This window comes from Arthrobacter sp. FW306-1B-F12A (assembly GCF_058781865.1).
On the sequence record NZ_JBYSXD010000026.1, the window covers coordinates 10,716 to 29,904 of the forward strand.

18 protein-coding genes are annotated in these 19,189 nt (G+C 64.8%); 6 read left to right on the forward strand and 12 right to left on the reverse strand.

The annotated features are described in order from the left end of the window. Positions 1–54: 54 nt before the first annotated feature. From topA to AC3WJU_RS13520, 3 genes are all read right to left on the reverse strand, one after another. Complete coding sequence (gene topA / locus AC3WJU_RS13510; RefSeq protein ID WP_306959227.1) at positions 55–2,781, reverse strand: type I DNA topoisomerase; 2,727 nt, start codon at positions 2,779–2,781, stop codon at positions 55–57. Positions 2,782–2,900: 119 nt separating this feature from the next. Next, entirely contained in the window at positions 2,901–3,542 is a 642-nt protein-coding gene (locus tag AC3WJU_RS13515) for an ArsR/SmtB family transcription factor (RefSeq protein WP_306959229.1), read from the reverse strand. Between the two features lie 36 nt (positions 3,543–3,578). Next, positions 3,579–5,243, reverse strand: a complete 1,665-nt coding sequence (locus AC3WJU_RS13520; RefSeq protein ID WP_306959343.1) for a DUF7059 domain-containing protein — start codon at positions 5,241–5,243, stop codon at positions 3,579–3,581. Positions 5,244–5,344: 101 nt separating this feature from the next. Between AC3WJU_RS13520 and AC3WJU_RS13525 the strand changes: the two genes are divergently transcribed. Both AC3WJU_RS13525 and AC3WJU_RS13530 read left to right on the forward strand, forming a co-directional pair. After that, a complete protein-coding gene (locus AC3WJU_RS13525) occupies positions 5,345–5,782 on the forward strand; it encodes a DUF6023 family protein (RefSeq protein WP_441433120.1) in 438 nt (145 codons plus the stop codon). A 43-nt stretch (positions 5,783–5,825) separates the two neighbouring features. Next, the gene (locus tag AC3WJU_RS13530; RefSeq protein ID WP_284990355.1) at positions 5,826–6,362 is read left to right on the forward strand and encodes a DUF6023 family protein; all 537 of its coding nucleotides are present in this window, start codon (positions 5,826–5,828) and stop codon (positions 6,360–6,362) included. A gap of 9 nt (positions 6,363–6,371) precedes the next feature. On the opposite strand, the gene trhO is transcribed toward AC3WJU_RS13530, so the two are convergent. Continuing rightward, positions 6,372–7,265: an oxygen-dependent tRNA uridine(34) hydroxylase TrhO gene (gene trhO / locus AC3WJU_RS13535; protein ID WP_059389502.1), complete on the reverse strand. Its 894-nt coding sequence runs from the start codon at positions 7,263–7,265 to the stop codon at positions 6,372–6,374. Between the two features lie 125 nt (positions 7,266–7,390). Between trhO and AC3WJU_RS13540 the strand changes: the two genes are divergently transcribed. Beyond that, positions 7,391–8,086, forward strand: coding sequence for a GNAT family N-acetyltransferase (locus AC3WJU_RS13540; RefSeq protein ID WP_059389501.1), 696 nt, complete (start codon positions 7,391–7,393; stop codon positions 8,084–8,086). A 66-nt stretch (positions 8,087–8,152) separates the two neighbouring features. Continuing rightward, positions 8,153–10,477: a DEAD/DEAH box helicase gene (locus tag AC3WJU_RS13545; protein WP_492260102.1), complete on the forward strand. Its 2,325-nt coding sequence runs from the start codon at positions 8,153–8,155 to the stop codon at positions 10,475–10,477. A 93-nt stretch (positions 10,478–10,570) separates the two neighbouring features. Here AC3WJU_RS13545 and AC3WJU_RS13550 read toward each other — a convergent pair whose 3' ends face one another. The 8 genes from AC3WJU_RS13550 to AC3WJU_RS13585 form a co-directional block, all read right to left on the reverse strand. Continuing rightward, on the reverse strand, positions 10,571–11,098 hold the full coding sequence (locus tag AC3WJU_RS13550) for an Rv3654c family TadE-like protein (protein ID WP_307054539.1): 528 nt from the start codon (positions 11,096–11,098) through the stop codon (positions 10,571–10,573). After that, positions 11,095–11,613 carry a TadE family type IV pilus minor pilin gene (locus AC3WJU_RS13555; RefSeq protein ID WP_492260103.1) on the reverse strand — a complete coding sequence of 173 codons (519 nt, stop codon included), beginning with the start codon at positions 11,611–11,613 and terminating at the stop codon, positions 11,095–11,097. Before AC3WJU_RS13555 ends, AC3WJU_RS13550 begins: the two co-directional genes overlap by 4 nt. A 119-nt stretch (positions 11,614–11,732) precedes the next feature. Continuing rightward, a complete protein-coding gene (locus tag AC3WJU_RS13560) occupies positions 11,733–12,122 on the reverse strand; it encodes a DUF4244 domain-containing protein (RefSeq protein WP_492260093.1) in 390 nt (129 codons plus the stop codon). A 203-nt stretch (positions 12,123–12,325) separates the two neighbouring features. Next, a complete protein-coding gene (locus AC3WJU_RS13565; RefSeq protein WP_492260094.1) occupies positions 12,326–12,958 on the reverse strand; it encodes a type II secretion system F family protein in 633 nt (210 codons plus the stop codon). Further along, positions 12,958–13,755: a hypothetical protein gene (locus AC3WJU_RS13570; protein WP_492260095.1), complete on the reverse strand. Its 798-nt coding sequence runs from the start codon at positions 13,753–13,755 to the stop codon at positions 12,958–12,960. Before AC3WJU_RS13570 ends, AC3WJU_RS13565 begins: the two co-directional genes overlap by 1 nt. Next, entirely contained in the window at positions 13,752–15,017 is a 1,266-nt protein-coding gene (locus tag AC3WJU_RS13575; protein WP_492260096.1) for a TadA family conjugal transfer-associated ATPase, read from the reverse strand. Before AC3WJU_RS13575 ends, AC3WJU_RS13570 begins: the two co-directional genes overlap by 4 nt. Beyond that, on the reverse strand, positions 15,014–16,033 hold the full coding sequence (gene ssd, locus AC3WJU_RS13580) for a septum site-determining protein Ssd (RefSeq protein WP_306959344.1): 1,020 nt from the start codon (positions 16,031–16,033) through the stop codon (positions 15,014–15,016). The genes AC3WJU_RS13575 and ssd overlap by 4 nt, the downstream gene beginning before the upstream one ends. Further along, positions 16,030–16,209 (reverse strand): hypothetical protein, encoded by a 180-nt coding sequence (locus AC3WJU_RS13585; RefSeq protein ID WP_284990373.1) that lies wholly within the window; start codon positions 16,207–16,209, stop codon positions 16,030–16,032. Before AC3WJU_RS13585 ends, ssd begins: the two co-directional genes overlap by 4 nt. A gap of 263 nt (positions 16,210–16,472) precedes the next feature. Between AC3WJU_RS13585 and AC3WJU_RS13590 the strand changes: the two genes are divergently transcribed. Together AC3WJU_RS13590 and AC3WJU_RS13595 are read left to right on the forward strand one after the other, a co-directional pair. Next, positions 16,473–18,167, forward strand: coding sequence for a bifunctional 3'-5' exonuclease/DNA polymerase (locus tag AC3WJU_RS13590; protein ID WP_284990349.1), 1,695 nt, complete (start codon positions 16,473–16,475; stop codon positions 18,165–18,167). 44 nt (positions 18,168–18,211) lie between these two features. Then, on the forward strand, positions 18,212–19,075 hold the full coding sequence (locus AC3WJU_RS13595) for a CHAD domain-containing protein (protein ID WP_492260097.1): 864 nt from the start codon (positions 18,212–18,214) through the stop codon (positions 19,073–19,075). Positions 19,076–19,189: the final 114 nt, after the last annotated feature.

The window sequence follows — 19,189 nt, forward strand, 5'->3', positions numbered from 1 at the left end:
CCCCCCCCCCCCCCCCCCCCCCCCCCCCCCCCACACCCACGATCTCGGCGCGAGCTACTTCTTTGCCGCAGCCTTCTTCGCAGGCGCCTTGCGGGCCGTAGTGGTCCGCTTGACCGGGCCTTTGGCGCGCTTCTCGGCGAGCAGTTCGATGGCCTGCTCCCGGGTCAGCTCCTCCAAGGACGTGGCGCGCGGAACGGTGATGTTGGTGACGCCGTCGGTGATGTATGGGCCAAAACGGCCTTCCTTCACCACGATGTTCTTCTCCGAGACAGGGTCCGGACCGAACTCGGCCAGGGGCGGTACGGCAGCACGCGCACCACGCTGCTTCGGCTGGGAGTAGATCTCCAGCGCCTGTTCCAGGGTGATGGTGAAGATCTCTTCCTCGGATCCGATGGACCGCGAGTCCGTGCCCTTCTTCAGGTAGGGCCCGAAACGGCCGTTCTGCACCGTGATGGGGTTGCCTTCGGCGTCCGCGCCGAGCACGCGGGGCAGGCTCATGAGCTGAATGGCTTCGTCGAGCGTGACCGAATCAACGGACATCGACTTGAAGAGCGAACCCGTGCGCGGCTTTGCCTTGACGGGCTTCTTCGGCGGCTTGGGTTTGCCGTTCTTGTAGTACTCCACGGGCTGGTTTGCCAGTTGCTCCTCGGTTATCTCCGGGATGATCTCAGTGACGTAGGCGCCGTATCGGCCGTTCTTGGCAACCACGGTGTGTCCGGTGTGCGGGTCCGCGCCCAGGACGCGTTCCTCGGGGGCAGCCGTTTCCATGAGCTCCACGGCCTTGGCCGCAGTGAGCTCGTCCGGAGCGAGGTCCTCGGGGACGTTGGCACGCGCCGACTCCACGACTTCGCCGGTCTTGGGGTCGACGGTGGGGATCGAACTTTCCAAGTACGGGCCGAACTTCCCGACGCGCAGCGTGATGCCCTCGGCAATCGGCACCGAGTTGATCTCGCGTGCATCGATTTCACCAAGGTTGTTGACGATGCTCAGCAGGCCGGGATCGGCGTCTTCACCATAGTAGAAGTGCTTGAGCCAAGCGGCCCCTACAGCCTGGCCGTTGGCGATCTTGTCCAGGTCGCCTTCCATGTCTGCCGTGAATTCGTAGTCCACGTAGTCGGTGAAGTGCTGCTCCAGCAGGCGGATCACGGAGAAGGCGATCCAGCTGGGAACCAGCGCAGACCCCTGCTTCCGGACGTAGCCGCGGTCCTGGATGGTGGAGATCGTGGACGCATAGGTGGACGGGCGGCCGATGCCGCGCTTTTCCAGCTCCGCCGTCAGGGATGCTTCCGTGTACCGCGGCGGTGGCGAGGTCTCGTGGCCAATAGCAATGATGTCCGAAGCCGTGAGGGAATCGTCCTTGGCCACGTTGGGAAGGCGCCGGGCTTCGTCGGAGTCGTCGTCGCCGCGGCTCTCGTCCTTGCCTTCTTCATAGGCTGCGAGGAAGCCGGGGAAGGTGATGACCGTGCCGGAGGCCGAGAATTCGGCGTCGCGCCCATCGGTAGCCACTGCGCCGAGGCGGATGGTGGCGGTAGAGCCCTTGGCGTCGCCCATCTGGGAGGCGATGGTGCGCTTCCAGATGAGTTCGTAGAGCCGGAAAGCATCGCCAGTCAGGTGGTTTGCAACCTGGGCCGGGGTGCGGAAAGAGTCACCCGCGGGGCGGATGGCTTCGTGGGCTTCCTGCGCGTTCGCAGCCTTGTTGGCGTAGACCCGGGGAGACTGCGGCACGTACTCGGGACCGTACAACTCGGCGGCCTGGCGGCGTGCCGCCGTGAGGGCTTCGTCGCTCAAGGCGGACGAGTCGGTACGCATATAAGTGATGTAGCCGTTTTCATACAGGCGCTGGGCGATCTGCATGGTGCTCTTGGAGGTGAAGCGCAGCTTGCGGCCGGCTTCCTGTTGAAGGGTCGACGTCGTGAACGGCGCCGCGGGACGGCGGGTGTACGGTTTGGTGTCGACGGAACGGACGCGGAAGTCCGCGTTCTCGAGTCCGGCGGCCAACGACGTCGCGAGTTCCTCGTTGAGGTGCACCGCGTTCGCGGAGGTGAGGACGCCGTCGTCGTTGAAGTCGCGGCCGCTGGCTACCTTCGCGCCGTCGACGGCAGCGAGCTTTGCCTTGAATGTCGCGGAGCCGGTACCGAACTGGCCGGTCAGGTCCCAGTACGATGCGGATTTGAATGCCATGCGTTCGCGTTCGCGGTCGACCACCATGCGGGTCACGACCGACTGCACGCGTCCGGCGGACAGGCCGCGGGCAACCTTGCGCCACAGCACCGGGGAGATTTCGTAACCGTACAGGCGGTCCAGGATGCGGCGCGTTTCCTGGGCGTCCACGAGGGCGCTGTCAACGTCGCGCAGGTTGTCCATGGCGCGGTGGATGGCTTCCTTGGTGATTTCACCGAAGGTCATGCGGTAGACGGGAACCTTGGGTTTCAGGACCTCCAGGAGGTGCCACGCGATGGCCTCGCCCTCGCGGTCCCCATCGGTTGCGAGATAGAGCGCGTCAGCGTCTTTCAGCTGGGCCTTGAGCTCGGCGACCTTTTTCTTCTTGTCCGGAGACACCACGTAATACGGTTTGAAGTCGTTCTCGATGTCGACGGCGAACTTGCCAACCGAGGTCTTCTTCAGTTCTGCAGGGAGGTCCGAGGGCTGCGGGAGGTCGCGGATGTGGCCGATCGAGGCCTCGACAATGAAGCCCTCGCCCAGGTACTTGGCGATGGTCTTGCTCTTGGCCGGAGACTCCACGATCACGAGTTTCTTGCCGGTTTTTGCCTTGCTGGGCACGGTTCTCCTACAGAAAAATGAATTGCTTGGGCTCGTGCCCATATTGGCCTAGTTCACCATATTTTGCAGAATCGTGCGTTTCCATGTGCACAAGTGCTGTGGAGGAACAGTGTTCTGGGTTAGCTTGAAGCCGGCGTCCGGTCGTCCGGAATCATCGACCACATCGTAGCGATTCGCACCGCTCCTTCGGGAATCCGCGTGGGATCCTCGAGCTCATATGACCTGATGAGTTCCTGGAATTTGGCCTTGAGATCCGTCCGCTGATCCGGAGTCAAGTACAGCAGATCGCTGGACAACACCATGGCGGCTGCCTCGTTCGCGGCCTCGCCCCGCTGGCGCCGCTCACCACGGGCCCGGGTGAAGGCAGTCGCCCGACGCCGGAAAGCGTCCAGTTCGAGTTCGACGACGGCGATCTCCGGGCTCGGAGCGTTGCCGCCGGATTTGATGGTGAAGTCCGAACCAGCGGCCTTCCAACGCCGTTCGCGCGCATCGCCCTCGTTGTCCGCAGCAGTCACAATCCCCCATTTCTGGAGGGCCCTGAGGTGGTAGCTCATGGCGCTCGGCGTGAGCCCTGTCTGCGCGGCGAGTTCCGTGGCTGTGCGGCTCAGCTGCGTGGAATACAGCTCTGAGATGACCTCAAGCCGGGCGGCATGCGCAAGCGCACGGATCGCTTTGGGGTCGGTGATCTCCACCGTTTTCTCGGGCCGTTTCCGGCGCTTCGGAGATGCCAGCCCGGTGGGTCCCCCATTGTCTTCATTCACCGGAACAGTTTATCCGCCGGTGCGTCCGCAAATGTCCTATGCCGCGGGAAGCAGGAAGCCGTCGCGGACCAGGTTACCGACGTCGGAGAGCAGCCCGGCGCGGAATGCGTCGTCGTCGAAGTCGTCCCCTCCACCCAACAAGGCGGCCAAGGCACCGATCAACTGGCGGACGGACAACTCGCCGTCACATGCCGACACGAAGCCGGCCAGCTCGGTGCTCAGCAGATTCGTCCGGCGCAACCCTGCGCCTTGGCGCAACAGGATGACACCGGGGTGCTCGGCGCCGGGCCGCTGGTGGCGCTCCTCTGTCACGTCCTCGGCCACCACCAAGTGGGCCTCGGAGAGCTCGTGGGCATCGAGCCAATCGGCGCGTTCGACGGCGGCGGCGAGGTGCGGGCCGATCGGTTGCTCGATGGGGTACGTGATTTCCTCGAAGCGGGCGGGCGCATCTCCCGGACGCGGGCTTTCGGGCCGCCGCAGCCAGATCATTCCGAAGCCAATGGCGTCCACGTTGCGGGACGCGAAATCCTCCAGGTAGGCCGCGTAGGCAGCACGGTAGAGCTTACGGTCGCGGCCTTCGGAGGCGTCCTGCAGCCAGGTCTCCGCGTACAGCTCCGGACTCACCTGTTCCCGTTGGATGAACCATGCCTCCGTGCCGGACCCTGCCAGCCACGACGCGGGCCGTTCGCTCCAGCGGCTGCCTGCAGGGATTTCCCAGTTGCCGAGCATCTGCGCCGTGCCGCCGGGCGCCAGGACGTCGGGCAAGGTTCGGACGAGGTTGGCCACGATGTCGTCGCCGGGCAGGCCGCCGTCGCGGTAGGTGAATTGATCCGAAGAATGCTCGCCAGCACTGCGCGGGGTAATGACGAAAGGCGGATTGGACACCACCAAATCGAAAGTCTCACCCGCGACCGGTTCCAGGAGCGAGCCCAGCCGCAGGCTCACCCGGGACTCGAGATCGGCCGGGTCCAGGCGGAGGGCCTCGGCATTGAGCATCAGGTTGAAGCGGGTGAACGCGAGGGCCCGTTCGGAGATGTCGGTGGCGGTGACATGCTCGCTGTGGTGCAGGAGGTGGAAAGTCTGGATTCCACAGCCCGTCCCGAGGTCAAGGGCGCGTTTCGAGTGCCGGCGGATGGTGGTCTGGACAAGGGTGGTGGATGCCTGCCCGATGCCCAGCACATGGTCATGCCGGAGCACGCCCGGCTGCTGGTGGGCGGCGAGATCGCTGGAAACCCACAGTTCCGCGCCGCCGCTCCCGCTGTTGTCTGCTCCGGAGTCGCATTCCCAGCCGTACGGCCGCAAATCCACCTTCGCCGCGACAGCACCGCCGTCGTTCTTCTCTACCAAGCCAAGTTCCACCAGGCCCGAGGTGCGGATGCGCGGCAGGGCGGCGTCGACGTCGTCTTCGGTTTGCGGGACAGCGAGAAGCCACAAGCGCACGACGACGGCGAGCGCGGCCTTCGCACCGTCCGTCGCCGGGTCTCCGGCGGAGTCAGCCGGTTCGGTGGCGATGAGTGCAGGGATGAGCTGATCCCGGGCGAGGGCCGCGTGGGCGGACTCCCCAAGAAGTCCTGCCACTCCGTCCACGGTGTAGCCAACGTTCCGCAGGTCGTCGGCGAGCGCCGTGAGCAGCTCGGGAAGGTCGCTGCGGGGAGCGTCGAGGGTGGTGGTTTTCGGGGCGGTCCCAAAGATGGCGGGCATTGCGGGATCAGTCACTGTGCAAGTCTATTCGGGCTGGTGGGTGGGCGGCCGCGTGATCGCCTGCGTCGGCGGGGAGGCATTCGAGCAGGTAGCGTTGAATCATGGCATTTCACCCCTCCACTTGGCGTCGCGCTGCTCTTTTGGTCGTTGGCGCTGCCACCCTGGCGATGACGGCGTGCTCCTCCGGGGGATCTGTCTCCAACGCCGACATCCCCGCGTGGAAGGCGACCACCATGCCGTCGGCTGCCGGGGTGGTCCTGGAGGACTCAGGAAAAATCCCGAACCGTGACCCCTTGGTCAAGAACTTCGCAAATGTCGCTGCCGGAAGCTACACCCTGACTGTGGCCTGCGACGGCGGCGGCAAGGCATTCTTCGACGTTTCCTCGGGTGGCACGCAGATCACCGAGGCCGGGGCTGCGTGCAATGGCAGCCGCGAAACGTCCCGCATCAAGATTCCCTCGGCCGGCCCACTGAGCATCAGCACAAGCAGCGTCGATGCACCCGTGATCTACGCATACCAACTGGTACCGGCTTCCTAACTGCCGCTTCGTTCCCGGCTGCGGCCGGGCGTAGAGTCGGACCATGGGGTGGGCACGCGCCCTGAAGGTTGCGACGACGCCGCCGGCGATTCCCGCCGTCGTGCTTTGTGGTGTGCTCGCGTGCGGCACTTTGGCCTCGTGCGAATACACCTACGAGGACGGCCGTGCCGCGGCGAGCAGTCCGCCGTCGGCGGTGATCACGGATCCGGTGTTGACCCGCGACCCGGCCCTTGGACAGACCGTCACGGGCGATGCGCTGAAGGCTTGGGCGCAAGACGTGCTTCCAGACGTGAACGGGCTGTCCTTTTACAGCAGCTTCGACCTGCTGTCCGCTGGAGAGTCCCGCGACGAAGAGACCACCCAGCTTCCTGGGGGAACGTATGCAGTGACTCTGGCGTGCCGAGGTACCCGCAGCACCGAATTCACTGTGCGGAACGGGAGCGAAGTCCTCATCGAGGTAATGCTGCGCTGCGGCACCACGAGGGTCAAGGTCCTGCAACTGGAGACAGACGCCGTCCTGGGCATCACGATCACCGCAAATGCGCAGGCAAACTTCGCGTACCGGGTGAGCCGGATCTGATGACCGGCGCTAGGCCGCGCAGCCTTCCGGGCAACGCAGCGTTTCCGGGCTCGAGGCACATTCGGCGCAATACAGCGTGAGGTTGCGGCAGCTCAAATTGGAGCAGTTTTCAAACTTGTTGGTGGGCGCCTGGCAGCGGACGCATTGGCCAATGGTCTTGGCATCCTCACTGAATTCCATGTGCATGCGCTTGTCGAAAACGTACAAGGAACCTTCCCACAGGCCCTGGTCCTTGTAGGTCTCGCCGTAGCGGACAATCCCGCCGTCGAGTTGGTAAACCTCCTTGAAGCCGCGGTTCACCATCAGGCTGGAAAGGACTTCGCACCGGATTCCGCCTGTGCAGTAGGTGACTACGGGCTGGTCCTTGAGATCGTCGTATTTGCCCGAGTCGAGTTCCTTGATGAAGTCGTGTGTGGTGGCGACGTCGGGAACGATCGCGTCCTTGAATTTGCCGATCTGGGCTTCGAAGGCGTTCCGTCCGTCGAAGAACTTCACGTCCTGCCCAGAAGCCTTCTTTTCCTCCAGCAGTGCGTGGAGCTCTTCGGGCTGAAGGTGGGTGCCACCGCCGACGACGCCGTTCTCGTCCACCTTCAGTTCACCGGGGGCGCCGAAGGACACGATCTCATCGCGAACCTTGACGCTGAGCCTCGGAAAGTCGTCGGCGCCGCCTTCGGACCATTTGAAGTCGATATCGTGGAAGCCCTTGTATTCCTTGGTGGTCTTCACGTACTGCTTGACGTTGTTCAGTTCCCCACCAACTGTGGCGTTGATGCCGTCCCGCGAAATAAGGATCCTCCCGGTCAGGCCGAGCTTCTCGCACAGGGCGCGCTGCCAGAGCCGCACGGCGTCCGGGTCAGCGATCGGGGTAAAGCCATAGAAGAGCACAATTCTGTTTAAAGCCACGTATTTAAGGGTACTTGCTGGCCCCAAACCCATGAGTCGGGCCGCCGTTCGGTCACTCTAAGTGTTAATGGAGCTGTTACTGACGGCCCCTGTTGATTCCCAGACCGCTGGCATAGTCTCTCTACATGAGTCACGAAGCCTTGGTTGAAGACATCGCTGAGCTGCTCGACGTCTGGGTGGCTGGCTGGGCCGGGTCCCGGAGTTACGAAACGCGAAAGGAAGGCCGGTTCCCGGCAGCCCTGCGTGCAGACAAAACCGGCGACTGGGAATACTTTGCCTACGACCCCTCGGATGACGAGTTCGCCGAACTGGCCGCCAAGACCGCCCAGGCGGACACTCGCATTTTGACGATCCTCACGAACGACGCAGGACGCTACACCCAATTGGCTCGCGAGAACGGATTGAACGTCACCTCCGATTCCCAGACCATGATGATCGTGGACATGGGGACGCAAGATGCCGAGGATCCGTGGCTCTCGGATGACGACCTCAAGCTCACCACTTCCGAAAGCAAAGGCGTCCACTACGCCGTGGTCCATGCCGGCGAAGAGGTGGCGGCCAGCGGACAGGTATACGTAGTCAAGCAGACAGCGGTGTTCGACAAAATCGTCACCGAGCCCAACTACCAGCGCCGGGGACTGGGCAGTTTCATCATGAAAGCCCTCGCCGCGCAGGCATTTCAATACGATGTTGAAAGCGGCCTGCTCCTCGCTTCCTTGGACGGACAGCATCTCTACTCCCACCTTGGCTGGAAGCACGTGTGCCAGGTGCTCATGATGTCCACCAAATCGGTCGACGAGACTGACCTGTCTGTGGCGTAGCCGAGGTTCGGCGCCGGTCGGTTTCCGGCGCAATGACAGAATGTTCACGTGAACGCAACTGAATCGATGATCTCCCTTCTGGGCAGGAGCCCGGACCCGGAGCAGTTGCGACATGTCCGCACCATTCCAGCTCGCCAGGCTGTCCACGAGGCGTGGCCGGGCTGGGCCCATCCCGATGTGGTTGCCGCATACGGGGCTTTGGGCATCCACGAACCGTACCGGCATCAGATCGAAGCAGCCGAGCTCGCCCACTCCGGCCAAAACGTCGTCATTGCCACCGGGACCGCCTCCGGGAAGTCGCTCGCCTACCAGCTGCCTGCCCTCGACGCCATCCATCGTTCAGAGTTGCGGGTGCTGTCTGAGCCGGGCAAGATCCACGACGACGGTGCCGTCACCCTGTATCTCTCCCCCACCAAGGCACTTGCAGCCGACCAGTTGGCAGCGATCCGCGCGCTCAAGCTCCCCACGGTCCGGGCGGAAACGTACGACGGCGACACCGAGCAGTCCCAGCGCCGCTGGATCCGTGATCATGCCAACTTCATCCTCGCAAACCCCGACATGTTGCACTTCGGGATCCTGCCCAACCACACGTGGTGGGCCCGCTTCTTCCGCAGGCTGCGGTATGTCATCGTGGACGAGGCCCATAGCTACCGCGGGGTGTTCGGGTCCCACGTCGCCAACCTCATGCGGAGGCTCCGGCGAATCTGTGCCTACTACGGTGCCGGCACCTCCTTTCCTGAACCGGTGTTCATTGCGGCGTCGGCGACTGCGTCGGACCCGGGCACATCCTTCGCCCGGCTCATCGGCACCCCCGTCCGCGAAATTTCCGAGGACTGTTCACCTCATGGCTCCACGACGGTGGCATTCTGGGAACCTGCCCTGACCGAGCTGAAGGGCGAAAACGGGGCAAAATCCCGCAGGACCGCCGTCGCCGAGACCGCGGACCTGCTGGCCAACCTCGTGTCCTCCCGTGTGCGGACCATCGCCTTCATCAAGTCCAGGCGCGGCGCGGAAACAATTTCGTCTATCACCAAGCGCCTCCTCGACGAAGTGGATCCCAGCCTGCCCCAGCGGGTTGCTGCGTACCGTTCCGGCTATCTCCCCGAGGAGAGACGGGCTTTGGAAAGGGCTTTGCGTTCCGGTGAGCTGCTTGGGGTGTCCAGCACGTCGGCATTGGAATTGGGTATCGACATTTCCGGGCTGGACGCCGTGCTGGTAGCCGGCTGGCCCGGGACGAGGGCTTCCCTGTTCCAACAGATCGGACGGGCCGGCCGGGCAGGCCAAAACGCTATTGCCGCTTTCGTGGCCAGCGATGATCCTTTGGACACATACCTCGTCAACCATCCGGAGGCGATCTTTGACGTGTCGGTCGAGGCCACCGTCTTCGATCCCGGAAACCCCTACGTGCTCGGCCCCCATCTGTGCGCGGCAGCGGCCGAGCTCCCGATCGGTGTGGCTGAACTTGAGCTGTTCGGGCCGGCGTCCGAATCCCTGCTGAATCAGTTGGTGCAACAGGGGTACCTGCGGAAACGGGCCGCGGGCTGGTTCTGGACCCATCCAGAGAGCGCCGCGGCCATGGTAAACCTTCGCGCAGATGGCGGCGGCCCCGTAAGCATCGTGGACTCCGAGACTGGCTCCCTGTTAGGCACCATGGACTCGCCACAAACGCACTACCAGGCGCATACGGGTGCGATCTATGTGCACCAAGGCGACAGTTACTTGGTCGAGGAACTGAACGAAGAGGACCATTGCGTGGTGGTTCGTCGAACCAACCCGGACTACTACACCACGGCACGGGACGTGACGCAGATCGAGGTCCTGCAGACTCTCCGGACCATGGAATGGGGGGACATCGCGGTTCACTTCGGCGAAGTGAAAGTAACAACACAGGTAGTCTCCTTCCAACGTAAGGCACTGATTTCCAACGAGGTTTTGGGGGAAGAACCGCTGGAACTCGGGGCCAGGGATCTTTTCACCAAGGCGGTATGGTTTGTGGTCCACAACCGTTCGCTGACTAGCGCAGGCCTTGTCGAGGCCCAGTTCCCGGGTGCCCTTCACGCCGCCGAGCATGCCGCCATCGGGCTTCTGCCGCTGGTCGCTTCAAGTGATCGTTGGGATATTGGTGGAGTCTCAACAGCGCTCCACGCCGACACCGGAGTTCCCACGATCTTTGTGTACGACGGCCATCCAGGCGGTGCCGGATTTGCCGAGCGCGGCTTCGAAAAAGCCAAAGTGTGGTTGACCGCCACAAGGGACGCCATCAAAGCCTGCGAGTGTGACACCGGCTGCCCTTCCTGCGTCCAGTCCCCCAAATGCGGCAACAAGAACAATCCGCTGGACAAGGACGCAGCGGTCACCCTGATCGACGTGCTGCTGCGCGACGCGTCCTAGGCGCACGATTTAGGGCGGCTGTTCTAGGGCGGCTGTTCTAGGGCGGCTGTTCTAGGGCGGCGGTTCTAGGGCGGCGGTTCTAGGGCGGCGGTTCTAGGGCGGCGGACCGGCCCGGGCTCTGCCGGTCGCGGTCCCGAAGACTGCGCCGCGGTCCAGCTCAGTGCGGACTTCCACGATCCCGCCTACGCCCACCGTGCACGCCGTCAACGAAGCTCCATGCTGCGCGGCCGTTTCGCTGGCGAGCAAACAAGGATCTCCGGTTGTCAGGCCGCGGGCCGCGTCGGCTCCTGCGAGCGCCGCGAGATCGGCGGCAGACGCTGCGCGGTGGGCCATCGCCATGGCTTGGGCCAGGGTCAGCGCCGCCGCCAAGCAGGCCATGACAACGAGGCCCAGAGCAACAGCCAGGATGGTTCCAGAACCGTTTTCAGCAACCCGAACCCCGTCGCCGACGCGGGCGCTACCTGCCCTCACGCCGCGCGCAGTCTCGCCGCAACTATCGCCGGCGCGGATGGTTCCAGAACCGTTTTCAGCAACCCGAGCGTCACCGCTGGCGCGGATGGTTCCCGAACCGTTTTCAGCAACCGGAGCCCCTTCGCCGGCGCGGGCGCTACCTGCCCTCACGCCGCGACGTCTTCCACAGCGGTTTGGAGCCCTGCCATCGCCACAGCACCCCTGAAATCCACAACCCCGTCCCGGGCAGCGAGGAACGGAACGGTGGCCGCCGACGACTGCGGGGCCTCTCCCCTCGCCGATGCCGTCGCCGAAAGCCTCCATGGGACAAAGGAGCCCAACGGGCCGACGACCCGGGCGGAGACTGTGACCTTGATCCATTCGCCGTCTTCGGCAATGACGGCCGAGGCAGCATCGCCTGCCAGCATCCGAACGATGCCGTCGACGGTTGAATGGCCGTCTCCCCGGGCGAGGGCCCTGGCACCCGCCCTGGCCGCCTCTTCCAAGCGAAGCTGTGTAATCCCCGCGGCCGATCCCGCGAGAAGCAGGGCCAAAAGAAGCAGGACAGAGGGTAGTGCCACGGCGAATTCAGCGGTGACGGCGCCACGGCCCCTCGCAAGGAAAGCATCTCGCCTACGGTGCTTGCGCGTGCCATCTAGCTTCTCCGGCGAAGGAGGCCGTCTGATCGAAGGAGTCCGCTGCCGCATAACGCCAGCCGCCCGGGCTAGCTTTACGGCGAGCCCCCAAACCAATGCCAACTGACGGATCGAATTCCCGGCACGGCGCTTTGAACCCCACCGCGGTGTCATGGCAGGGAGAGCGCGCTACGAATGAGGTTGAGGAGGAAGCCACGTACTTCCTCGCTGCGAAGGATGACCACCAAGAGTCCGGCGAAGCCCACGGCGGCAAGGGTTGCGATGGCATATTCGGCCGTCGCCATCCCAAGCTCGGAACCCATGAGCCGCACCTTCGACCGTTTCGGAACGGCAGAACCGTCGCTCGGCCGCGCACGGCATGCTTCGGCGGTGGAATGCGGGTGGGTTGGCAGCCGAACGGGCCTGCTTCCCTGCGAACCCGGGAACAATTCGAGGACCTCGGCCTCCGGCCGAGGAGGAGATGCCTGGGCGAGTGCCAGGGCAGCCCGGGGGGCATGGACGTCCTGCGGCGCCTGGGCGGTATCGACGGTTGCGTTCATTTCGGTTCCTTTCTGCGGGGCCGGCTTGGCCGCCGGCTCTACTTCGACTCTTCCGTTGGCATGTGGGCTTCGAAAGGCCCCAAATCTCCTAAGTGGAAAACTCGCTTCTGAACGTTCCTGTGGAGGGAAACTGGCTTGCGAGGGACTCGGGCGCCGCCCCTGGCGGGGCCGCCAGCAATCCCCCCGGGCGGGGCCGCCGCCAGCTATCCCCTGGGCGGAAGCATGGCCAACAGCACCGGGACCACACCAAGACAGATGAAGGCAGGCAACGAACACAGACCCAGCGGAATCACGAGTTTCACTCCGAGCGCGGCAGCGCGCTTTTCCGCCACCCTGAACTTTTCACGCCGCAGTCGAGCTGCCTGGGCATAGAGGATCGCCGAGGATGGTGCGCCGGTCAGGGCGGCGAAGGCGAGCGCATCCTTGAGCTTGCGCGCTTCAGCGCACTGCTGGCCCGCACTCCGCCATGCCGTCTCCCAGTCCGTTCCGATATCGAGGGCAGCAACCACCGTCTTCAGGGAGCGGCTAAGCTGCGGGGACGCGCATCCGGCGATCAACTCAAGGGACCGTCCGAGGCCCGCCCCGGAGTCGCGCATGGCGGCCACCAACTCAAGGATCATGGGCACATTGCGCAAGCCTCCCTGCCCATCGGGATTCCGGAGAGTGCCCGCCGCCTCGCCCCGGCTGGTGTTGTTCATCGGGCCGTTGCTTCCGAGTGGGCCGCGAAGTGTCCGGAGGATTGAGCGCCGCCGGGTTCGTCCTTGATAGGCCAGCCCGAGAATTGCCGCAAAGACCAGCACGAGGGACACTGCGATGGCTGCGAATGCCGAGCCCATCAGTCAACGCCCGCCGCGACGTGCACCAACCGGGATGACCAGATTCTGCCGGTGACAGTCAGGACACCCCCGGCCGCGAGCGCCGCCAATCCCAAGCCGTTGGCCAACAGGACCCCTAACGGATCCACCCCAAGCATCATGCCCAGCCCCAAGCCGAACACCGGCAGCCATGTCAGAAGGCGCACAGTGGCTTTCGGGCCGGCCAAGGCAGTCTGCCGGGCATCGCCGGCGTCGTCCTCGGCCTCAAGCTGGGCGGCGAATCTGGTCAGCACGTCGGCTAATGGACAACCAGTCGCCTCCGCGACGTCCAGGCAGGCGGCAAGTTCTCCCCAGATTCGATGTTCCACGGGATTCCCGCCCCTAAGATTCTTCGTTGCCGACGATCTGATGGCTTCGGCGACCGAGGCCCCGTTCATCGATGCCGCCCGCGCCGCTGCGAGAACCTGAAGAGACCCATCCGACACCTTGGGTAATGCCAGGGCCCTGGCTCGCACTTTGCGGTCCTCCGAGTCGACCGAACGAATGCGGTGATCCCTGGGTCCATGCACAATCCAGAGTTCCTCCCAGAGGCGCGACGTCGAACGGCCGCCCCGGAGGAGGGCGGCCAACTGCTGTACGAGTATCGTGAGCGGCAATGCGTCCGCGCGGGAGCGCCGCACCGGCACGCGCGCCCCAGCGCCAGCCCCATGCAAGGGAGCACGAGGCAGGGCACGCACTACCCGTTTGCCAAGTCGCCGGGACGGTTGGAAGAAAACCCATGCAGCGGCCGCCAGGACGAGAATGAGGAATCCGCTCACGCGACAGCTCCAAGGTGATCCGGGCGCGAGATCGGTCGTTGCGAGCCGGGCAGGGGCCCGGGCAGGAGCCCAGGGTCCAGTTCAAGGCGATCTGCGAGGTCCCCCCAAGCGGGACCAGGGACAGCAACACCCGCCCGCATTTCCACGGCAGGCACGATCGATGGGGCGGACGCGCCCACCGCCAACAATCCAATGCAGGAAACTCTTCTGCCGGCCGGTGTCCGCTCGACGTGGACCACTGCGTCCAATGCCGTTGAAAGCTGCAGTTGAACGGCTTCCCGGCTCAAGCCTGCGAGCGCACCCAACGCCACCAGCCTGGCCGGGACCGCGGAGGCGGTGTTCGCGTGGATTGTGCCACCGCCACCCGTGTGGCCGGTATTGAGTGCCGTCAACAGCTCACGGACTTCTGCGCCCCGGCACTCACCCACGATCAACCGGTCCGGCCGCATCCGCAGTGCTTGCCGAACGAGTTCGCCAAGATCGAGAGCGCCACCGCCTTCAAGGTTCCCGTGCCTGGACTCAAGGGAAACCACGTGCGGGTGCACCGGGTTCAGCTCCGAGGCGTCCTCAATCAGGACGAGCCGATCATGTGGGCTGCTCAAGCCGAGCATCGTGGACAGCAATGTGGTCTTTCCGGAACCGGTGGCACCACTGATCAGGAAGCTCAGCCTGCGATCAACCATTGCCTGCAGCACCTGCTGGACCGGTGCCCCGAACATGCCTCCCGCACGCAACTCGTCGATCGAGAAAACCTCCTCGCGCCGAATCCGAACGGACAACAAAGTTCCGGCAGTGGAAATCGGAGGCAACACTGCGTGCACCCGGTATCCGCCGTCCAGGCGGACATCGACGCACGGCGAGCTGTCGTCCAAACGGCGTCCACCGGCCGCCACGAGCCGGGAGGCCAAGGCACGGATTTGAGGTTCGCCGTCGAAGTGCACCTGCGCCCGCTCCAGCCCCTTGCCGCGGTCGAACCACACCGAGTCCGGGCCATTCACGAAGATGTCCGTCACTGAGGCATCGCGGGCGAGCTGTTGGAGAGGTCCAAGTCCGCTCAGTTCGGCGCTGATGGATTCGACGGCGGCGAGCGCCCCCGCGGTCCCGAGTAGCCTGCCCGTGGCATGGACGGCCGCTGCCACGCGTGACGGAGTCACTGGACCGGCGTCGGCCATGACGGTTTCCCGGACGCTTTCAAGGAGTGCGGCGTCGAGGAGACGCGTGTTGCGACGGCGCTCGCCGTTTGGAAACCCAGGGGCACTCATACTGCGCCGTCGTCGAGTAGTTGAAGTACGGATTCCGCAAAGCGACGCACGGCCTTGCGCTTGCCGAATTCCAGAAGGCGTCCGAGCTCAGCGGCCGCGGCGGTGCCGCGGAGCTCGGGGAGCAAGCCATGAAGGGGCAGTCCCAGTGACTCGGCTATGAGCGGTCCGTCCAGGGCAGCACCGGCATTTCCACGGACCACCAAGGCTGTGTCCACCGGCGGCAGCTCCTGGAGAAGCCTGGCCGCGGCGACGGCTGCGCGGAGTTGGGCCGGTGCCAGGAGAAGAATCCTGTCGCAGTCCCAGGCAAAGCTGCCAAGCGATTCCGTTCCGCGGCCGATGTCGACAATGATCAGCTCATATCCCCGCCTCGCCGCATCAAGGACGGCCGCGACGGCCCCGGGCTCCACGTCCAGAGGGCGGTCGCGGCTGCCCGGCCAGGAAAGGAAGGAGAATCCTCCGGCGATGGGCAATGAGTCGCTTAGCTGCCCGGTACCGATGCTGCCGCTGGCATCGGCGAGATCGGGCCAGCGCAGTCCTGGCGCATCTTCAGCTGCCAGGCAAAGCTCAAGGCCTCCTCCGCGCGAATCGCCATCAACCAGCAGCGTCCGGATTCCGTGGACGGCCGCTTCCTGCGCCAGCCAGACCGCAGCCGTGGACGCACCCGCACCGCCGCATCCTCCTGTCACGCCGAGCACCAACCCTCCGGGGTCTGGATCATCCGAGCTACCGAGGTGCTCCGCCAGCCAGGCTGCGGCTTCCGGCAACACGGCCACACGTTCGGCCCCCAGGGCCGCTCCCAAATGCCACAACGAGTCCCCTTCACCGTTGAGGCCCAGCAAGACGGAAGGTGCACGACGACGGGGCGGAAGGTCGCGGATATCGCTGCCAAGAAGCACCATCCTCGCCGTATCCCACATGGGGAAGGCTGCCGATAGATCCATCGTTGTCCGGAGACTGGCACCGACAGCGGCCGCGATCCTTTCGGTTTCTGCTTGTAGCCGGACGTTCCCCGTCACCAGAAGGACATCGCCGGAACTGGCGGGAAGCCACGGCTCCCCGGAGTCCCGATCTGGCTTCGTCCCGGACCGTGGACCGGATCTTCCGGGAAGGGGGTGGCCACGTTGAAGTACCGTCGAACCGCGCGCGCCGTCAGCGGCAGCCCGGCTTCCGCCGGGTCTGTGGTTCCGCTCAAGATGTTGCCCGCTCATGAAGCCACTCTTTCCGTTTCACCGCGGGCATTGAAGGCCCGTATCGGCGTATGTGGACAAAGCAGCCACAACGACCCCTGTGGGGGACGGGTCCGCGTTCGGACTGCATCGCCCCGGACCCGGCGCCCGCGGACTGCATCGCCCCGGACAGCATCGCCCCCAAACACTGCACCAGGCCACAAGCTTGCGGACGGCAACTGTCCGCAAAGTGCAAGGTTCCACGGAATCACAGGGCAGAATTGTCAGCATGTACCTGCTGCTCGCCGCCCATCCAGACGGCGCAGCCATTCAGGAAATCAACGCTGCCGGAGTAGCCGTGGCGGAGCCGCGCGCGGTACGAAAGGCGGATCTCGCCGTCGTCGTCAGCGGGTTGGAGAAGAGCCGTCCGCGCTGGGTCTGGAACCGGACGCAGGATTGGTATCCAGCGATGCTCCAGGCCGGGGTGGAACTGGAGCGTTGCCACGACCTCACACTCTGCCGCGCCATTCTGGTGCATTCTGAGTTCACGGCCCACACGGACTATGCCCGCAGCGCGGAAAAGCTCACGCAAGACGACGAAATGCCGGTTCCGCCGCGGGTCCTCCAGCCTCCCCCGCCGCCCGCCGAGCAGGACGCGCTGTTCGACGACTTGGTCCCGCGCAGCACCCAGCCAAGTCTGGACGAGATCCGGGCCGAATTCGCGGCCCAGCAACATGCGCTCGGCCAGGCTTCCAAGGAAGAAGGCCGGCAGCACCGACTGAAACTGCTGCTGGCTGCGGAATCCGCCGGTGCCATGATCGCCGCCGAAATGCAGTTCACGGGTGTGCCGTGGCAGGAGACGCTGCACGAAGAAATCCTGGAAGGCCACTTGGGTCCCCGCCCACCCGCCGGCCATCGGCCGGCCAGGCTCGAAGCTCTCTGCAACGAGCTTCGCGGGATTCTCCACTCTCCGAAGCTGAATCCGGATTCACCCCAGGACCTCATGCGTGCACTCCATCGGAACGGGATCGAAGTAAAAACCACCCGCCAGTGGGAACTCAAGGAATCGAAGCATCCTGCCATCGAGCCACTGCTGGAGTACAAGAAGCTCTCCCGTTTGTTCGCTGCCAACGGCTGGTCGTGGCTGGACGCGTGGGTGAGCGACGGGCGGTTCCGCCCCGAGTACGTGGTGGGGGGCGTGGTTTCCGGTCGTTGGGCGTCCAGGGGAGGCGGGGCGTTGCAGATCCCCCGCCAGATCCGGGGCGCGGTGCATGCCGACCCGGGGCACAAATTGATCGTCGCGGACGCCTCCCAGCTCGAACCCCGGGTTCTGGTGGCGCTCGCGCAGGATTCGAAGATGGCCGAGGCTGCCCGGGACAAGGACTTGTACGCCGGTATCGCCGCGCAGGGTTTCGGCGGCGACCGTTCGAAGGCCAAGATCGCCCTGCTGGGCGCAATTTACGGTGCCACCACGGGCGAATCCGGGCGCCTCATGCCACAGTTGACCCGGACCTATCCCCGGGCAGTCGGCTTCGTGGAACAGGCAGCCCGCGACGGCGAAGGCGGCCGCACCGTGACCTCAAGGTTGGGGCGCAGCAGCCCGCCGCCGTCGGAACGCTGGATCCGCAGCCAACAATCCACGACGGCGGAAGAACAGCGGCGTGCGGACAGCATCGCCCGCTCGCGGGGCCGTTTCACGCGGAACTTCGTGGTGCAGGGTTCCGCGGCGGACTGGGCGTCGTGCTGGCTTGCCGAACTTCGACGGCGGTTGCGCACCGCGCGTGCCGACGGCCTGCCTGCCGGGGAACTCGTGTTCTTCCTGCACGACGAAGTCATGGTCCACGCGCCTGCAGAGTCGGTGGAAGCGTGCATCAAGGCCATCGAAGAGGCCGCAGCCGCAGCGAAGGAACTGCTGTTCGGGCGGGTTCCGGTGGAATTTCCGGTGAGCGTCGCCGTCGTCGATTCTTACGACAAAGCGAAGTAATCGGCGCTATTGCCCCGCGCCCGACAGCAGAGGACGATTGCCCCGTGGGACACAAAGGCCACACACCGCTGGCTGCATACATCGCCTTCCAACTGACCGCTCTGGAAGGACAATTGCCGCTGGTTGCAGCGGCCGATCCGGAAGCCGTACACAACGCCAGGCTCGCCCTTCGCCGGCTCCGTTCAGTGCTTAGCTGTTATCGCGGCATGATTCCCAAACTCCCCCGGACCGCCCGCGAGGAAGTCAGTTGGCTCGCAACTTCGCTCGGCGAGTCCAGGGACGCTTATGTCCTGGCGCAAAGGATACGGCTGTCCCTGGACACCAAGGACTCGTGGAAAAACCCCGGGACCGTGCGCCAGGCCGTGGAGGAACTGGAAGCGTCCAGCGCCCGGCTGGCCGCTGCCCTGGGTGGGCACAAGCGCAGCAAACGCACGGTGCGGGCCGCAAGGGCAGCCCTGTTGGAAGTGCCCACCGCAAGGGATTACAAGCACCCGACGGCGGACCTCGCGGAGCGCCTCCAAGGCCGGTGGGAGCGGTTGCAGCACAGCCTCGCGGAGCAGGCAGGCAGCAACGACCCGGAGGTCCGTAACGCCGCACTCCACCAGGCGCGCAAAGACGTCAAGTGCCTCCGCTACTCAGTGGAGGCAGTTGCGGACGCCTTCAGCCATCACGCTTCGGGCGTGATCCAACCGGCGATCGCCCTGCAGCGGTTGTTGGGTGAGCAACATGACGCTGTCGTGGCCGGCGAATGGATCAGGGAACTGGCGAAAAACCCCGGCGTCGACGCGGAAGATGCCCAGAGGCTGGAATCGATGGAGGTCCGGCGGCGACTCAGCGCGGAGGAAGAGTTCCGGATGGCAATCGCCGAATATCCGGTGCCGGCACCACGGCGCGCACTGATCTTTTGAAGCCCGGAACCATAACCGCCGGCGGCCTCGAAAGCGAGTCATATGGCGGAAACGAACCCGGCATGACCCGGGCAAGTAATGTACCCCAAAGTAACTTCAGCACGCCCCTTCCTT

Excerpts from the sequence above, each read along its gene's own strand:
- AC3WJU_RS13565 (WP_492260094.1), bottom strand. The coding sequence starts at position 12,958 with ATGGGCTCGGCATTCGCAGCCATCGCAGTGTCCCTCGTGCTGGTCTTT.
- AC3WJU_RS13525 (WP_441433120.1), top strand. The coding sequence starts at position 5,345 with ATGGCATTTCACCCCTCCACTTGGCGTCGCGCTGCTCTTTTGGTCGTT.
- AC3WJU_RS13540 (WP_059389501.1), top strand. The coding sequence starts at position 7,391 with ATGAGTCACGAAGCCTTGGTTGAAGACATCGCTGAGCTGCTCGACGTC.
- AC3WJU_RS13520 (WP_306959343.1), bottom strand. The coding sequence starts at position 5,243 with ATGCCCGCCATCTTTGGGACCGCCCCGAAAACCACCACCCTCGACGCT.
- AC3WJU_RS13530 (WP_284990355.1), top strand. The coding sequence starts at position 5,826 with ATGGGGTGGGCACGCGCCCTGAAGGTTGCGACGACGCCGCCGGCGATT.
- AC3WJU_RS13575 (WP_492260096.1), bottom strand. The coding sequence starts at position 15,017 with ATGAGTGCCCCTGGGTTTCCAAACGGCGAGCGCCGTCGCAACACGCGT.
- AC3WJU_RS13560 (WP_492260093.1), bottom strand. The coding sequence starts at position 12,122 with ATGAACGCAACCGTCGATACCGCCCAGGCGCCGCAGGACGTCCATGCC.
- AC3WJU_RS13545 (WP_492260102.1), top strand. The coding sequence starts at position 8,153 with ATGATCTCCCTTCTGGGCAGGAGCCCGGACCCGGAGCAGTTGCGACAT.
- AC3WJU_RS13590 (WP_284990349.1), top strand. The coding sequence starts at position 16,473 with ATGTACCTGCTGCTCGCCGCCCATCCAGACGGCGCAGCCATTCAGGAA.